General features: G+C 71.6%; 14 protein-coding genes. 7 read left to right on the top strand and 7 right to left on the bottom strand.

Going from position 1 to position 15645, the window contains the following annotated elements; translation table 11 throughout:
• Positions 1-20 precede the first annotated feature (20 nt).
• Positions 21-1304 carry an NAD(P)/FAD-dependent oxidoreductase gene (locus V5F49_RS13020; protein WP_394118556.1) on the bottom strand — a complete coding sequence of 428 codons (1284 nt, stop codon included), beginning with the start codon at positions 1302-1304 and terminating at the stop codon, positions 21-23.
• A gap of 160 nt (positions 1305-1464) precedes the next feature.
• Between V5F49_RS13020 and V5F49_RS13015 the strand changes: the two genes are divergently transcribed.
• Positions 1465-2043, top strand: coding sequence for a hypothetical protein (locus V5F49_RS13015; protein ID WP_394118557.1), 579 nt, complete (start codon positions 1465-1467; stop codon positions 2041-2043).
• A gap of 277 nt (positions 2044-2320) precedes the next feature.
• A complete protein-coding gene (locus V5F49_RS13010; protein ID WP_394118558.1) occupies positions 2321-5263 on the top strand; it encodes an EAL domain-containing protein in 2943 nt (980 codons plus the stop codon).
• A gap of 189 nt (positions 5264-5452) precedes the next feature.
• Here the strand turns inward: V5F49_RS13010 and V5F49_RS13005 are convergent, their stop codons facing one another.
• The 4 genes from V5F49_RS13005 to V5F49_RS12990 form a co-directional block, all read right to left on the bottom strand.
• Positions 5453-5920: a YcgN family cysteine cluster protein gene (locus V5F49_RS13005; protein ID WP_394118563.1), complete on the bottom strand. Its 468-nt coding sequence runs from the start codon at positions 5918-5920 to the stop codon at positions 5453-5455.
• Between the two features lie 175 nt (positions 5921-6095).
• On the bottom strand, positions 6096-6719 hold the full coding sequence (locus V5F49_RS13000) for a hypothetical protein (RefSeq protein ID WP_394118559.1): 624 nt from the start codon (positions 6717-6719) through the stop codon (positions 6096-6098).
• Positions 6720-6760: 41 nt separating this feature from the next.
• Positions 6761-7168, bottom strand: coding sequence for a hypothetical protein (locus tag V5F49_RS12995; protein WP_509210684.1), 408 nt, complete (start codon positions 7166-7168; stop codon positions 6761-6763).
• 399 nt (positions 7169-7567) lie between these two features.
• Positions 7568-7969 (bottom strand): hypothetical protein, encoded by a 402-nt coding sequence (locus V5F49_RS12990; protein ID WP_394118561.1) that lies wholly within the window; start codon positions 7967-7969, stop codon positions 7568-7570.
• Positions 7970-8075: 106 nt separating this feature from the next.
• On the opposite strand from V5F49_RS12990, the gene V5F49_RS12985 reads away from it, so the two are divergent.
• On the top strand, positions 8076-8990 hold the full coding sequence (locus tag V5F49_RS12985; protein WP_394118562.1) for a diacylglycerol/lipid kinase family protein: 915 nt from the start codon (positions 8076-8078) through the stop codon (positions 8988-8990).
• A gap of 85 nt (positions 8991-9075) precedes the next feature.
• Here the strand turns inward: V5F49_RS12985 and V5F49_RS12980 are convergent, their stop codons facing one another.
• Together V5F49_RS12980 and V5F49_RS12975 are read right to left on the bottom strand one after the other, a co-directional pair.
• Positions 9076-9498: a hypothetical protein gene (locus tag V5F49_RS12980; protein WP_509210683.1), complete on the bottom strand. Its 423-nt coding sequence runs from the start codon at positions 9496-9498 to the stop codon at positions 9076-9078.
• A 29-nt stretch (positions 9499-9527) separates the two neighbouring features.
• Positions 9528-10294, bottom strand: a protein-coding gene (locus V5F49_RS12975) for an IS5 family transposase (RefSeq protein WP_394118573.1) whose coding sequence is annotated in 2 segments (ribosomal slippage) — positions 9528-9985 and positions 9985-10294 — 768 coding nt in all. Because the reading frame shifts where the segments join, the coding sequence is not laid out codon by codon here.
• A 303-nt stretch (positions 10295-10597) separates the two neighbouring features.
• Between V5F49_RS12975 and V5F49_RS12970 the strand changes: the two genes are divergently transcribed.
• From V5F49_RS12970 to V5F49_RS12955, 4 genes are all read left to right on the top strand, one after another.
• Positions 10598-12079, top strand: coding sequence for a replicative DNA helicase (locus V5F49_RS12970; protein ID WP_394118546.1), 1482 nt, complete (start codon positions 10598-10600; stop codon positions 12077-12079).
• Positions 12076-13242 (top strand): alanine racemase, encoded by a 1167-nt coding sequence (gene alr, locus V5F49_RS12965; protein ID WP_394118545.1) that lies wholly within the window; start codon positions 12076-12078, stop codon positions 13240-13242. Before V5F49_RS12970 ends, alr begins: the two co-directional genes overlap by 4 nt.
• Before the next feature lie 74 nt (positions 13243-13316).
• Positions 13317-14798 (top strand): DNA repair protein RadA, encoded by a 1482-nt coding sequence (gene radA / locus V5F49_RS12960; protein ID WP_394118544.1) that lies wholly within the window; start codon positions 13317-13319, stop codon positions 14796-14798.
• Positions 14799-14903: 105 nt separating this feature from the next.
• Positions 14904-15608, top strand: coding sequence for a CvpA family protein (locus V5F49_RS12955; RefSeq protein WP_394118543.1), 705 nt, complete (start codon positions 14904-14906; stop codon positions 15606-15608).
• Positions 15609-15645 lie beyond the last annotated feature (37 nt).

The following is a 15645-nucleotide window of genomic DNA, read 5'->3' as shown; positions in this document are numbered from 1 at the left end:
GCGGGCGCCGCGCGGCCGCGTCACAGGCGGCGGGCGGCGAGATGGGCAAGGCTGGAGCCGAGCCGGTAGAAGGCCTCGCGCGCGGGGCGCCAGCGGGCCGGCACGATCGTCCGCTCGGGCAGCGGCACGTCCTGCGGGCGCGCCCGGCCCAGCGCCAGCTCCGCCAGCAGCGCGCCGAACACCGTTCCCGGCCCGATGCCGCGCCCGTTGTAGCCGCTGATGGCGAACCCACCCCGTCCCCATTGCCGGAAGCGCGGCAGCGCATCCGGCGTCATGCCGATGGTGCCGTGCCACGCCGCCTCGAACGGGATGTCTCCCAGCGCCGGATAAAGCTGCCGCAGGGCCCGCCGCGAATAGGCGCGGTGGATCGCGGCTTCCGCCCCAGCCAGCGCGCCGATGCTGCCGAAGATGAGCCGGCCGGCGTCATCCAGCCGGAACGAGGTGAGGATCTGCCGGGTGTCCCACGCCCCGTGCCGGCCGGGCAGCACGCCGGCGCGCAGATCCGGCGGCAGGGGCACGGTGGCGCAGTTGAAATAGGGCAGCCGTACCTGCTCCGCCTCCAGCGGCGCGAACGGCCCGGTGGAATAGGCATCGGTCGCCACCACCAGCCGGTCGGCGGCAACGCGCCCGCCGGGCGTGGCAAGGCTCCAGCCGGCCGGACCTTCGACAGCCTCCATGACCGGACTCGATGTATGGATCGCCGCGCCCGCCGCCAGGGCCGCCCGGGCCAGGCCGCGCGCATAGGCAAGGGGCTGGATGGTGCCGGCGCGCAGGTCCAGCAGCGCGCCGGAAAAATCCCCGCCGCCCACTGCCGTACGTGCGGCGTCCGCATCCAGCAGCCGCACCGGCGCCCCGCGCGCCTGCCATTGCGCAGCCCGCTCGGCGATCTCGGCCGCGCCGGCGGTCCCCACGGCGCAATGCAGCGTGCCCACCGGCTGCGCCTCGCAGGGGATGGCGTGGCGCGCCACCAGATCGAACACCCGCTCCGGCGCGCCGCCCAGCAGCACCAGCAGCGCCTCGCCCCGCTCCGGCCCAAGGGTGGACACGATCTCGTCCGGCATCACCCACAGGCCGGCATTGACGAGGCCCACGTTGCGCCCGGCGCCGCCGAACCCCACCTCGGACGCCTCCAGAACCACCACCCGCGCCCCCGCCTCGGCCAGATGCAGCGCGGCGGACAGGCCGGTGTAGCCGGCACCCGCCACCGCCACGTCGCATCGCAGCTCCTGCGCGAGGGGCGCGGTGGGCGGCGCGGGCGGCGCCGTCAGGTCCCACAGGCCATGGGACGCCGGTTCGATGGGCATGGGGGCTCTCCGGAGAGCGGAACCCGTCCGCGCGGGGCGAACGGCGGTTCAGAGTGACGAAGATTTAAGCCTTGGCTGCGCAACTTCGCAGCAGGCTTTTGTAATTCCCGGTCCTTTTTGATATGAGGGACCCCCAGTTGTGGTTTTTCGGAGCTGCGTGATGGCAAGTCCGCGCGTCTATGTTTACCAGTTCGCCGCCGGCGCCCAGTGGGCTGCGGGCGACAGCGTGGAGTCCTATCTCCGCCGGCTTCTCGACGTCGATTTCACCCAGTCCCTGCGGGCGGACCGGCTCGCCGCCGTCACCGCCTTCCTCGACGAGGCGTTCCAGCTCGCCCACACCATCGGCTGGAGCGGCACGGCGCGCGAGCTGCCCCAGATGTTCTCCCTGCCGGGCATGCCGGCCGACGAGGCGGTCCACATGATCGCCTGGGAGCAGGAAGACGGCGTGGCCTACATCGCCTCGCCCTATCCGCTGCCGTGGCTCGACGCCAAGGCTTCGCGGACCACGGATTCCGACCGCGCCGTGCCGGTGGAGGATGTCCGCCCGGCGCCCGCGCCCGCCCCCCGCGCCGCGGCCCCGCAGCCGCTCGAGACCATCTCGGCCCGCGCCGAGGAGGCCGTCGAGGAGGCGCTCGACCCGTTCGCCGAATATGTGCGCCGCGAGGATGCCGCCCGCCTCACCCGCGAGCCGGCGCCCCTGGCCACCGACGATCGCGACGCCGCCCGCCGCTTCTTCTGAGCGGCCCGCGCCAGACCAGCCGATGCGCGCCCACCGGGCGCGCATTTGCATTTTCGGAACCTGAAGCGGCCGATCCCGCCGCCCGCCGCTGCGGAAGCGGCGCCGGATGCCTTGCTCCGGCCGCGCGGCACGGCTAATTGATTCGGGTGGCGCCCGGCATGAGGCCGGCGCGCGCCTGCCTGCCGGGCCGGACGGCGCCGTTTCGCGCTGCCGCCCCGGCGAGCCTGTCCCAACCGAAGCTCGGCCCGGCGGACACGCCGGCCGCGGAGAGCGGAATTTGCGGTCGTTCCTCGCCGGCGTCCCCGCCCTGGTCGTGGCGCTCCTCCTGGCGGTCCTGCTCGGAGGCTTCCTGGCGGTTGCCCTGCCCGGCGGCCCTGCCCTCGCCATCGAGGCGGTGGCGCTGCGCCTCGACGCCAAGGTGGTGGACCTCCTGCCCGCCGTGCAGCGCGAAACCACGGACGACGGCCGCTACCAGATCTCCACCGCGCCGGACTCCGAGGGCGTGGTCCGCCGCATCGAGGTGCCGACCTCAGACGGGCGCAGCCATGCGGACTGGATCGCCTTCGCCCTCACCAACAACACCGACGAGCAGGTGGACCGCCTGATCGTGGCGCCGCACTACCGCATGTCCGGCTCCGGCCTGTTCTGGCCCGATCTCGGCAACCGGCGCATCATCTCGCTGACGCCGAGCCAGGGCTTCAAGCCGGAGCGCCAGACCGCGCCGGACGCCGACGTCTTCCTCATCACCCTCGATCCCGGCTCCACCGTCACCTTCGTGGCCGAGCTCGGCAGCCCCACCCTGCCGCAGCTCTATCTGTGGGAGCCGGATGCCTACAAGGACCGGGTGAACGCCTTCACCCTGTACCACGGCATCGTCATCGGCATCGCCGGGCTGCTCGCCCTGTTCCTCACCATCCTGTTCGTGGTGAAGGGCTCGGTGATGTTCCCGGCGGCGGCGGCGCTGGCCTGGGCGGTGCTGGGCTACATCGGCCTCGACTTCGCCTTCTGGTCGAAGGTGTTCGGCCTCTCCCCCATCGCCGAGCAGTTCTGGCGCGCGGCGGGCGAGGCCATCCTCACCGCCACGCTGCTGGTGTTCCTGTTCGCCTATCTCAACCTCAACCGCTGGCACGTGCGCTATGTGCACGTGGCGGCTGGCTGGCTCGTGTTCCTCGCCGCCCTCGTGGCGGTGGCGCTGCTGGACGCGCCCATCGCCGCCGGCATCGCCCGCCTGTCGCTGCTGGCGGTGGCCATCGCCGGGCTCGGCGTGGTGATCTGGCTGTCGCAGCACGGCTACGACCGCGCCGTGCTCATCATCCCCACATGGTCGCTGCTGGTGGTGTGGGTGCTGATGGCGGGCCTCACCGTGGCCGGTCTGGTCACCAACGACCTCGCCGCGCCGGCCCTCTCCGGTGGCCTGGTGCTGATCGTGATGCTTATCGGCTTCACGGTGATGCAGCACGCCTTCGCCGGCATCGGCGGCATCCAGGGGTCCACCTCCGAGCTGGAGCGCCGGGCGCTGGCGCTGGCGGGCTCCGGCCTGATCGTGTGGGACTGGGATGTGGACACCGACCGCATCTACACCTCCCCCGAGGCCGAGGAGGCGCTGGGCCTGCGCCGCCACTCGCTGGAGACCGAGGCCGCCGGCTGGCTGGAGGTGCTGCACCCCGCCGATCGCGACCGCTTCCGCGCCACCCTCGACGGCATCATCGACCAGCGCCGCGGCCGCATCGACCAGGACTTCCGCCTGCGCGCCATCGACGGCCACTATCTCACCTTCAACCTGAAGGCACGGCCCGTCGTGGGCGCGGATGGCGAGGTGGTGCGCTGCATCGGCACGCTGACCGACGTCACCGGCGAGCGCATCGCCGCCGAGCGCCTGCTGCACGACGCGGTGCGCGACAACCTCACCGGCCTGCCGAACCGCGAATTGTTCCTCGACCGGCTGGGGCAGGCCCTCACCATGGCGCGCCTCGACGACAAGGTGAAGCCGACGGTGATGGTCATCGACCTCGACCGCTTCAAGCAGCTCAACGTGCAGGTGGGCATGGCGGTGGCCGATTCCATCCTGCTCACCGTGGCCCGCCGCCTGATGCGGCTGCTGAAGCCGCAGGACACGCTGGCGCGCATCTCCGGCGACCAGTTCGGCATGATCCTCATGTCGGAGCGCGACCCCGAGCGCATCACCACCTTCGCCGACACCCTGCGCCGCTCGCTGCGCGCGCCCATCGCCTTCGCCGACCGGGAGGTGTTCGTCACCGCCTCCATCGGCCTCATCCTGTCCGCGCCGGACATGACCAAGCGCGATGAGGTACTCAAGGACGCCGAGCTCGCCATGTTCTACGCCAAGCGCATCGGCGGCGACCGCATCGAGGTGTTCCGCCCCGCCATGCGCCAGCAGAAGATCGACCGCGTGGTGCTGGAGCAGGAGCTGCGCGAGGCGCTGGACAAGGACCAGATCTCGGTGCGCTACCAGCCCATCGTGCGGCTCGGCGACCGCGCCATCGGCGGGTTCGAGGCCTACATGCGCTGGAACCACCCGCGCCTCGGCGAGCTGGCCGCCTCCGAATTCATCCTGCTGGCCGAGGAGACCGGCCTCATCCTCGACCTCGGGCTCTACGTGCTGGACCGCGCCGCGCGCCAGCTGGGCCAGTGGCAGAAGATGCTGCGGGTGGACCCGCCCCTGTTCATGCATGTGAACGTGTCGTCGCGGCAGCTATTGCGCCACGACCTGATCCAGGACCTGAAATCCGTCCTCGCCCGCAACACGGTGGCTCCCGGCTCGCTGAAGCTGGAAGTCACCGAGAGCCTGGTGATGGAGAACCCGGAATATGCCGCCGTGGTGCTCGGCCGCATGCGCGAGCTGGGCGCCGGCCTCTGCCTCGACGATTTCGGCACCGGCTATTCCTCCCTCGCCTACCTCCAGCGCTTCCCGTTCGATTCGGTGAAGATCGATCCTCGCTTCGTGCGCGACACCGCCAAGGGCCCGGCCCGCGCGGCGCGCCCGGTGATCGTGGGCGCGCTGATCGACCTTGCCCACGACCTCGGCATGGATGTGATGGCCGAGGGGCTGGAGAAGGAGACCGAGGCTTCCGAGATGGCGCGCTTCGGCTGCGAATACGGGCAGGGCGTGGTGTTCGGCGAGCCGCTGACCGCCGAGGAATGCCGCGCCCTCATCGAGCCGGCACCGGTGGAGACCCGCAAGAAGCGCTCGGCCGGATAGCGGCGTTTCCGGCGGAGAGAGGCTGGATCGGGCGCGAATGGGCAAGGCTCCGCCGCACCGGCTTAGCTCCCCCGCAGCGCCGTCGGCGGTGACCGGCCGCTGTTCCGTCCCGCTGTTCCGTCCCTGCGGGCGCGTCCATGCCCCCGGCCTTGCCACGCGCTCCTTGCGGCACGCTCCGGAGGGCGGGCGTCAGCCCCGCTTCGGTGCCGGTCGCCGGCGGCGGACGGGCGTGCCGCGCGCGCCCTTGGGCCAGCGCACCGGCCACGACACGATGTGGTCCACCAGCTCGAACAGGCCGAAATCAGTCTCCGAACCGGCGACGCGCCCCGCCACCGCGATGCCGGCCGCAGCGACGCTCGCCGGATCGCCCGACACCAGCGGGTGCCAGGCCGGCAGGTCCTGCCCCTCCGCCACCAGCCGGTAGGCGCAGGTGGGCGGCAGCCAGGTGAGGCCGGACACCGCCTCCGGCGTCAGGCGCACGCAATCCGTCACCTTCGCCGAGCGGTTCTCGTAGTCCGAGCAGCGGCAGGTGGCGGCATCGAGCAGGCGGCAGGCCACATCCGTGTAGGCGATGGCGCCGGTGTCCTCGTCCTCCAGCTTGACGAGGCAGCAGCGGCCGCAGCCGTCGCACAGGCTCTCCCACTCGGCCGGGCTCATGGCGGCAAGCGATTTTGTCCGCCAGAACGGCGCGGCGCTGCCCGCGGGCGCGGGGCCGGGAAGCGGGAGGGGGCCGTCTGCGGCGGGCGCGGGCGCGGCCGCGACATCCGCAACCTTGGGCGTGTGGGAGGCGGGCATGATGCCCCCCTGTAGCATATGGCGGGAGGAGCGTCGCTCACTCGTACATCAGCAGCATCTGGTAGACGACGGCACCGGCCGCGCGCAGGTCGCCCTGGTCGGAGAGGAGCCTGCGCTCCCCATCGAGGTCGGGGCTGTAGGGGAGGCGCGGGTCGAACCGGAGGAGCAGGCTGCAGCCGGTGCGGGCGAGGCGGCCGCCCTCCCAATCGATCACCGTCCCGGCATAGTCCCAGCCGAAGCCGTAGAGCGGGAAGGGCTTGCCGTTCGCCGCCTCGACCTCGGCGAGCGGCGTGTCGATGCCGATGCCCTCCGGCGTGCGCCACGGGCCGGGATCATACACCAGCACCTCCGCCGGCCGCCGCCGCTTCTTCTCGTCGAACCAGACGATCTCCACCCGGCGCGCGCGGTCCTTGGGAAACAGGATGGTCTTGCGCACCATCTCGCCCTCGGCGGCGGGAACGGTGCGGAACGTCACGTTGCCGCGGCCGAACCGGCGGATCAGCGCGGCTTCGCTCGCATCGGCGGCGAACGGGCCGGCGCAGGCGAACAGCGGCAGGTCGGCCGTCTCGCCGGCCCACGCCGCGCCCGGCGCACGCAGCACGAGGGCACTGAGAAGCGCGAGCCACGGCAGGGCAAGGCTCGGCGCAAATGGGCCCGGCACCGCAGGGCCCCGCGCGCCGCGTCGGAGCGCCAGGCGCCCGCTCATCCGGCCGAGCATGCGGCCCGGCCCGTGTAGGTGCGCTCCAGATCGCGCCCGCCGTTCTGGCCGGCCACGAACACCTTCAGCCGATAGCGTCCGGTGAAGCCGGTGTCGTCCCCGCCGGGGCCGCGCGTCTCCAGCACCAGCTCCAGCGAGCCGAACGGCGCCTCGGACCGCTCGTGATAGAGGTGCAGCCTGAGGTCGCGCCCGTTGAGCCAGTGGTGGACCAGCGCCGCGCCGTCCATCTCGACCTTGCGGAATTCGGGCGGCGCATCCTTGGCCTTCAGCTCCAGCGTGGCGCGGAAATTGTTGAAGGAGGCGCCCATGCCATGGGAAAAGGCCGCCTGCGCGTCGAAGCCGACGCGGGCATCGTCGATGGTGCAGTCGAAGCTGCCGGTGGCAAAGGCCATCCCGCCCCCGCCAAGCCACACCCCCGCCGCCAGCGCGAGCGCGCAAGACGCGCGCCGGCTGCGTCCCGGCCCTGATCCCTCCTGCATGGTGCCCCTCCCTTGCGGAAACAGGCACAATCTAGAGCAGCACCGGCGCGGGGAAAATCGTCCTGCACGGGCTCGTGCCCGCATCAGGCCGGAAATGTCGCGTCAGGATTTGCGGCCCGCCTTGGTATAGGCGTCCACTGCCGCCAGCAGCACGGCGAATCCACCGAAGGCGAGGACGATGCCGGTGACGACGATGGCAGTCTGCGTGGACATGGCGAAACCTCCCGGAATGTGTTTTCCGGAAGGCTATTGAGGCCCCGCGCGCGGGACTTTGATCTTGATCAAGACCTCCGCCGCCAGCCCGCGCCGCGCCTAGCGGCGGTAGGCCCAGCGGCGCAGCTCGTCCTTGATGCGGCGGAAATCATGGAAGGCGAAGCCGAGGAGCGCGGTCGCCACCACCGCGAGGAACAGGGACAGGTTCGCCGACCATCCCAGCGCCGAGGTGGAGAAGTCGTAGACGAGATAGGCCAGCAGCACGGTGATGGCCACCGCCGCGCCGTAGTAGATGCGCTGGTCGAGCCGCGCCAGCAGCATGCCGACGCCGATCCAGATCAGCACCGCCAGCAGGATGGCCCAGCCGATGCCCAGCCCGAACTGCCGGGCCACGAAATTGCCCCCCGCGCCGCACAGGAGCACCGAGCTGACAAGCAGCAGCAGCCCCGCGCGCAGGCGCAGGATGGAGGGCCGGGTGGGTCCGCTCGGCGCATTCGCCATGGTCGCAAGTCCTCGAAAGATGATCCGGCGCGCCCCGCCCCCGCGTCGGGAACCCGATGGCCGCGCCGGAGTTTGAGCCGGTCTGGAGGATGCCACGATGCGGCGAATGCTGGTCGTACTCAACGCCAAAGCCGGAACGGTCCACGATATGGGGCCGGAACGGGTGCGCGCCATGGTGGACGAAGCGCTGACCCGCCCCGGGCTCGACGTGGAGGTGGTGGCGCTCCAGGGCGAGGATCTGGCCCGCGCCATCGCCGACGCGCCGCGGCAAGGCTTCGACACCGTGGTGGTCGGCGCGGGCGACGGCACCGTCTCCTACGCGGCCTCGGTGTTCGCCCACACGCAGACCACGCTCGGCGTGCTGCCGCTCGGCACCATGAACATGCTGGCCTACGACATCGGGATGCCGCGTGATCTCGCCGGCGCGCTGGCCGCCCTCCACGACGCCCGGCCCATGCAGGTGGACGTGGGCACGGTGAACGGCCGCCCGTTCCATGGCGTCTCGGGCGTGGGCTTCTTCAGCCAGATGGCGCTGGCGCGCGAGCAGCTGCGCGACCAGCGCGGGCGGGCGCTGGGCTGGTTCCTCGCCCTCGGCCGGGCGGTGATGCGCTCCGGGCGCATGTCGCTGGAGGTGGAGCTGCCGGGCGAGCGCGCGGCCATCGAGGCCTATGCCGCGCTCGTCACCGTCAACCCGTTCGATGCCCCCGGCTGGCACCGCTCGCGGCTCGACGGCGGCCAGCTGGAAGTGCTGGTGGCGGAGGACCGGGGCACGCTGGCGCGCCTGAAGACCGGCGCCGAGGTGCTGGCCGGCGCATGGCGCGACAAGCCGGGCATCCACAGCTTCACCGCCCGGCGGGTGACCATCCATGCCCGCCGCCGTCGCGCCTGGGTGGCGACCGACGGCGAGGTCAGCCGCGAGACCCTGCCCCTGCGCTATGCTCTGGCGCCGGGCGCGCTGAGGCTGCTGGTGCCGTCGACGGCGCTCCAGTGGCGGGCGCACGAAGAGCAGGATGTGACCTGAGGCGCGGCCCCGGTGGGCCGCAGACGGGACCGACGGCGCCGCGCGGTTCCGGATCCCGGCGCCGGGCAGCCCGGCGCGGGGCGCCTCAGTTGCCGCCGTCGTTGTTGGCCGCGCCGCAGGTATAGCCGACGAAGCAGCGCGGATTGTCCGCGGTCGGCCGCCACGCCGGCTTGGTCACCTGATCGCCGGCGCAATAGCGCTCGTCCAGCACGTAGCGCTGCGCGTTGCCGCCGCCGGTGGGGATGAGGATGTAGCCCTGGCTGCGCACCACGGCGCGGATGCCGCCGCAATCGGCGGGCGGCACCGGAATGGCCATCATGCCCTCGGGCGGGGGCGTACCCTGGCCGTAGATGGCGGTGCCATCGACAGGCACCGGCACGCCGCCGGCGCCGAGATCGGGCGGCGGGGTCAGGGGGTCGGCGCCCTGCGCCAGCGCCGGGCCGGCGAGGGCCACGGAGACGAAAGCCGCCAGCGCAAGACGACGGGATGGCGTGCGCGAGGACCGCATGGATACCCTCTCGTTTGGACCCCACCGGCTTAGGGCGTGGACTCATAAGCTCTGAGCCATATGCGGGTTGAGGCGATGAGGACGGCTGCGAGGAAGTTTCGCGCGAGCTTGTCGAAGCGCGTGGCGATGCGTCGGAAGTGTTTGAGCTTGCAGAAGAAGCGCTCGATCTGGTTGCGCTGGCGGTAGATCGCCGGGTCGACGGAGCGCTGGACCTTGCGGTCCTTCTGGGTCGGGATGTGGGCGCACCCGCCGTGGTCGGCGACCAGGTCGACGATGGCTTTGGCGTCATAGCCGCGGTCGGCGACGAGCGCCGGGGCCGGCGGAACACCTTCCAGCAGCGCGGCGACCGCCGCCTTGTCGGAGGCCTGGCCGGCGGAGAGCACGATCCTCAGCGGCAGGCCGTCCTGGTTCACCAGGGCGTTGATCTTGGTGCTCAGTCCTCCACGAGACCGGCCGATGGCGTGATCCGGGCCCCCTTTTTTCCGCCGGCAGCGTGCTGGTGGGCGCGGATGATGGAGCTGTCGATCAGGTGCAGGGATTGGGGCGAGGCGGCCGCCAGCGCCTCGAAGACCTTCAGCCACACGCCCGCCTTCGCCCAACGGTTGTAGCGGTTGTAGACCGTGGTGTGCGGGCCGTAGCGCGCGGGCAGGTCGCGCCAGGGCGAGCCGGTCCGCAGCACGTAGAAGATCCCGTTGATCACCCGTCGATCGTCCACGCGGGCGACCCCGCGCGGCTTGTTCGGCAACAGCGGCGCGACCAACCGCCATTCCCCTTCGCTCAAATCGTAACGCGCCATCCAAAGGCTCCTCCCGGGAACCTTGAATCAGCGACGCCAGCATTCCGCAACCTTTATGGGTTCAGAACCTAGCCCAGCCCGCGGCCGGCGCAAAGGGCCGGCGCTCCCCGGCACGTCACGCAGGCGCAGCGCGGGACGACGGGGCGGGACGACGGGGCGGGGAGCGGGAACGGCGGTCTGCAGGCGGGTTGTGCCCGCAATCCACCGGGCCACGAGACGGGGTACCTGCCGGCATCGCAGCAGGGGTCCCCCGGCGCCCGCGATCTGCTAAACCGGTTGCCCACCCCAGCGCAGCGCGGACCCATGCTCGACCTGTCACCCAAGGGCGATCTCGATCCCACCTATCGGCAGGCCCCGCACAATCTGGAGGCGGAGCAGGCGCTGCTGGGCGCCGTCCTCGTCAACAACGAGGCGTTCTACCGCGTCTCCGACTTCCTCGACGCGCGGCATTTCTTCGAGCCCATCCACGCCCGGGTGTTCGAGCTCGCCTCGGCGCTGATCCGCGCCGGCAAGGTGGCGACCCCGGTCACGCTCAAGACCTTCCTGCCGGCCGACCTCGACGTGGCCGGCCTGACCGGGCCGCAATACCTCGCCCGGCTGGCGGCCGAGGCCACCACCATCATCAATGCCGAGGACTACGGCCGCACCATCTACGACCTGTCGGTGCGGCGCGACCTGATCCGCATCGGCGAGGAGATCGTCAACGAGGCCTATGACGCCCCGGTGGACGCCACCCCGCAGGACCAGATCGAGGAGGCGGAGAAGCGGCTCTACGAGATCGCCGAGACCGGGCGCTACGACGGCGGCTTCGTGCGCTTCGGCGAGGCGCTGCGCGAATCGGTGGACATGGCGTCCAAGGCATTCCAGCGCGACGGCCACCTTTCCGGCATCGCCACCGCCCTCGACGACCTCGACCACCAGATGGGCGGCCTGCAGCCCTCCGACCTCGTGATTCTCGCCGGCCGCCCGGCCATGGGCAAGACCGCGCTCGCCACCAACATCGCCTTCAACATCGCCGCCGCCTATCGCGGCGAGACGCGGCCCGACGGCGTGACCGAGACCGTCTCCGGTGGCGTGGTGGGCTTCTTCTCGCTGGAAATGTCGGCCGAGCAGCTCGCCACCCGTATCCTCGCCGAGCAGGCGGAGATCCCCTCCTACAAGATCCGCCGCGGTGACATCTCCGAGAGCGAGTTCGGCAAGCTCGCCGCCGCCGCCCAGACCATGCAGACCATCCCGCTCTACATCGACGACACCGGCGGCCTCTCCATCGCCCAGCTGGTGGCGCGGGCGCGACGGCTGAAGCGCCAGCGCGGGCTGGACTTCATGGTGGTGGACTATCTCCAGCTCCTGTCCGGCTCCTCCAAGAGCTCCGGCCAGAACCGGGTGCAGGAGATCACCGAGATCACCACCGGCCTGAAGGCCTTGGCGAAGGAGCTGCAAGTGCCCATCATGGCGCTGTCGCAGCTTTCGCGTCAGGTGGAGGCGCGCGACGACAAGCGGCCGCAGCTGGCCGACCTGCGCGAATCGGGCTCCATCGAGCAGGACGCGGACGTGGTCATGTTCGTGTTCCGGGAGGAATATTACCTCAAGAGCCGGGAGCCCAAGCCGGGCACAGAGGAGTGGTTCAAGTGGGAGAGCGAGATGAAGGCGGCCGAGAACACGGCCGAGGTCATCATCGGAAAACAGCGTCACGGCCCGACGGGGACGGTGAAGGTTCATTTCGAGCCCCAGTTCACCCGCTTCTCCAACCTGGCGCGGGAGGACCACCTGCCGGACCGCCGATGAGCGCGGACGAGCCCGGCGCCGGCGAGGGCGCCCCCTTCCAGGACCCGGACACCGCGCGCGAGGCGCGGGAGGCGGGGGCCATCCTCACCGTCGATCTCGGCGCGGTGGCCGACAACTGGCGCACCCTGTCCGCGCTGGTGGCGCCGGCCGAATGCGCGGCCGTGGTGAAGGCCAACGCCTACGGCCTCGGCATCGCCCGCGTCGCCCCGGCCCTGTGGCAGGCGGGCGCGCGCACCTTCTTCGTCGCCCATTTCAAGGAAGGGCTGGCGCTCCGCGCCCTCCTGCCCGAGGCGTCGATCTATGTGCTGAACGGCCTTCTGCCTGCCTGCGCCGGCGACTATGCCGAGGCGCGGCTGCGGCCGGTGCTCGGCTCGGTGCCGGAAATCTCCGAATGGAGCGACCTGTGCCGCGACCGCGCCACCGACCTGCCGGCGGCGATCCACGTGGACACGGGCATGCACCGGCTCGGCCTCTCGCTGGAGGAGGCGGTGCAGCTGTCGGGCACCTATTCCATGCTGGGCTTCACCCCCAGCCTGATCATGAGCCATCTCGCCTGCGCCGACACGCCCGGCCACCCCCTCACCACCCGGCAACGGGACGTGTTCGCGGACGTGGCGCGGCGCTTCTTCAACGTGCCGGCCTCGCTGGCCAATTCCGCGGGCACCCTGATGGGGCGGGATTTCCGCTTCGAGATGGTGCGCCCGGGCATCTTCCTCTACGGCGGCGTCGCCATCACCGGCGTGCCGCCGCTGCGCCCGGCGGTGCGGCTGGAGGTGAAGGTGGTGCAGGTCTCCACCGCCCCGGCCGGCGAGACGGTGGGCTACGGCGCCGCCGAGCGGCTGAAGCGGCCGAGCCGGCTCGCCACCGTCTCCATCGGCTATGCCGACGGCCTGTTCCGCGCCGGCGGCTCCTCCGATGCGGTGCGCGGCGCCGAGGCGATCCTGAACGGCCGGCGCTGCCATCTGGTGGGCCGCGTCTCCATGGACCTCGCCACCCTCGACATCACCGACCTGCCGGATGGCGCCGTGCAGCGGGGCGATACCGCCGTGTTCCTCGGCGAGGGCATCAGCGTGGACGACCTCGCCGCCCGCTCCGGAACCATCGGCTATGAGGTGCTGACCTCGCTGGGCGCCCGCTACGCCCGCCGCTACATCGGCGGGTGAGGCGCCCCGTGCCGGCGCGGATGGGCTAGACTCGCCGCTGCCGGCGGGGATTCGCCGGCGTAGCGGGATCGGGCATGGCCAAGCGCGACACGTCCTTCATCTGCCAGTCCTGCGGCGCGGTCTATGCGCGCTGGCAGGGCAAGTGCGAGGCGTGCGGCGCCTGGAACACCATCTCCGAGGAAGTGGCGGTGGCCGCGAGCGTCCCCGCCGCCCAGCGCTCCGGCCGCAAGGGCCGGGCGGTGGCGCTGGAGACCTTGCAGGGCACGGCCAAGCCCGCCCCGCGCCTCATCTGCGGCATCGGCGAGCTGGACCGGGTGGCCGGCGGCGGCTTCGTGCCCGGCTCCATCCTGCTGATCGGCGGCGATCCCGGCATCGGCAAGTCGACGCTGCTGGTGCAGGCCTCGGCAGCGCTCGCGGGGCGCGGGCTCAACGTGGTCTATGTCTCCGGCGAGGAGGCGGTGGACCAGGTGCGCCTGCGCGCCCAGCGGCTCGGGCTGGAGCAGGCCAAGGTCGCCCTCGCCGCCGAGACCAATGCCGAGAACATCATCGCCACCCTCTCCGGTGGCCCGCCCGTTCACATGGTCGTGATCGATTCCATCCAGACCATGTGGTCGGACAGCGTGGAGAGCGCGCCCGGCACGGTGACGCAGGTGCGCACCTCGGCGCAGTTGCTGGTGCGCTACGCCAAGCAGACCGGCGCCTGCGTCATCCTCGTCGGCCACGTCACCAAGGACGGGCAGATCGCCGGCCCCCGGGTGGTGGAGCACATGGTGGACGCGGTGTTCTCCTTCGAGGGCGACGGCGGCCACCAGTTCCGCATCCTGCGGGCCCAGAAGAACCGCTTCGGCCCCACCGACGAGATCGGCGTGTTCGAGATGACCGGGCGCGGCCTGTCCGAGGTCGCCAACCCCTCCGAGCTGTTCCTCTCCAACCGCGACGCCGGCGCGCCCGGCACTGCCGTGTTCGCCGGCATGGAGGGCACGCGGCCGGTGCTGGTGGAGATCCAGGCGCTGGTCGCCCCCTCCTCCCTCGGCACCCCGCGCCGGGCGGTGGTGGGCTGGGACCCGAACCGCCTCTCCATGGTGCTGGCGGTGCTGGATGCGCGCTGCGGCGTGCGGCTCGGCGGGCACGACGTCTATCTCAACGTGGCCGGCGGCCTGAGGATCGGCGAGCCGGCGGCCGACCTTGCGGTGGCGGCGGCGCTGGTCTCCTCCCTCACCGGCGCGCCCCTGCCGGCGGATGCCGTCTATTTCGGCGAGGCGAGCCTGACCGGGGCTGTGCGGCAGGTGACGCAGGCGCCCGCCCGCCTGAAGGAGGCGGCGAAGCTCGGCTTCGGCCGCGCGGTGGTGCCTGCCTCCGGCCTCGAGGGCACGGAGGCGCCGGTGGCGCTGCAGCCGGTGGGCTCGCTGGCGGAGCTGGTGGCCGCCATCGCCGCCGCCGCGCCCCGCCGTCCAGCCATGCGCGACGCGCGGAGCGGCCCCGCGTCGGGCGAGCGCAGCCGCCCCGAACCGCGGCGAATGGAACACGCGGACCGGCCCGACGACGAGGGAAGGTGACGCGCGGCCAAGCGCAAGCTATATCAGCCGCGCGGCGGGGTCCCTCAGGGCAGCATGCCGCGCGTGCGCGGACCCCATGTCCGCCCATCACGGATCCGATCGCCGATGCCTGTAACTCTGCTCGACATTATTGTTCTGTCGGTCATGCTGATTTCGGGGCTGCTGGCCATGGTCCGCGGCTTCCTGCGCGAAGTGTTCTCCATCCTCTCCTGGGTGGTGGCGGCCGGCGTAACCGTCTATTTCCACAAGCAATTCCTGCCGATTGTCAAGCAGTACATCGCCCAGGACTCAGCGGCGCTCGCCGCCACCGTGGCGATCCTGTTCCTCGGCACGCTGCTGATCGCCTCCATCATCACGGCCCGCATCTCCGACCTCGTGCTGGATAGCCGAATCGGCGCGCTGGACCGCACCCTCGGCTTCATGTTCGGCCTCGCGCGCGGGCTGCTGCTGATGGTGATCGCGCTTTTGTTCTTCAACTGGCTGGTGCCGCCGGAGAAGCAGCCGCCGTGGGTGGCCAACGCCAAATCGCTTCCGGCCCTGCGCGGCGCGGGGGAGTGGCTGAAGGCGCAGTTGCCGGATGACCCAGAAAACACCATCTTGAACAAGTTGAAGAAGCCGCCCGCCGGCGAGGAGGGCGACGCGCCCGCCTCCCCGGCAGCCCCGACGGGAGGGCAGCGTTCGGATTTGGGGGGCACCACAAGACCAGCCGGATCGGCTGAGGCTTCGGCGACGGGGGCGACAGCCTACCGCACCGCCGAGCGCCGCGGGCTCGATCAGCTGCTCGCAAGCACGCGCGGTGCCGGCCAGTGAGCCGCCCGAGCGGAGGTGCATGATGGACTGCGAGAGT

The organism is Xanthobacter lutulentifluminis (assembly GCF_043194675.2).
Classification (GTDB): domain Bacteria; phylum Pseudomonadota; class Alphaproteobacteria; order Rhizobiales; family Xanthobacteraceae; genus Xanthobacter.
The sequence above is the reverse complement of the archived record's forward strand: the minus strand, read 5'-3'. Positions and strand labels throughout refer to the sequence as shown.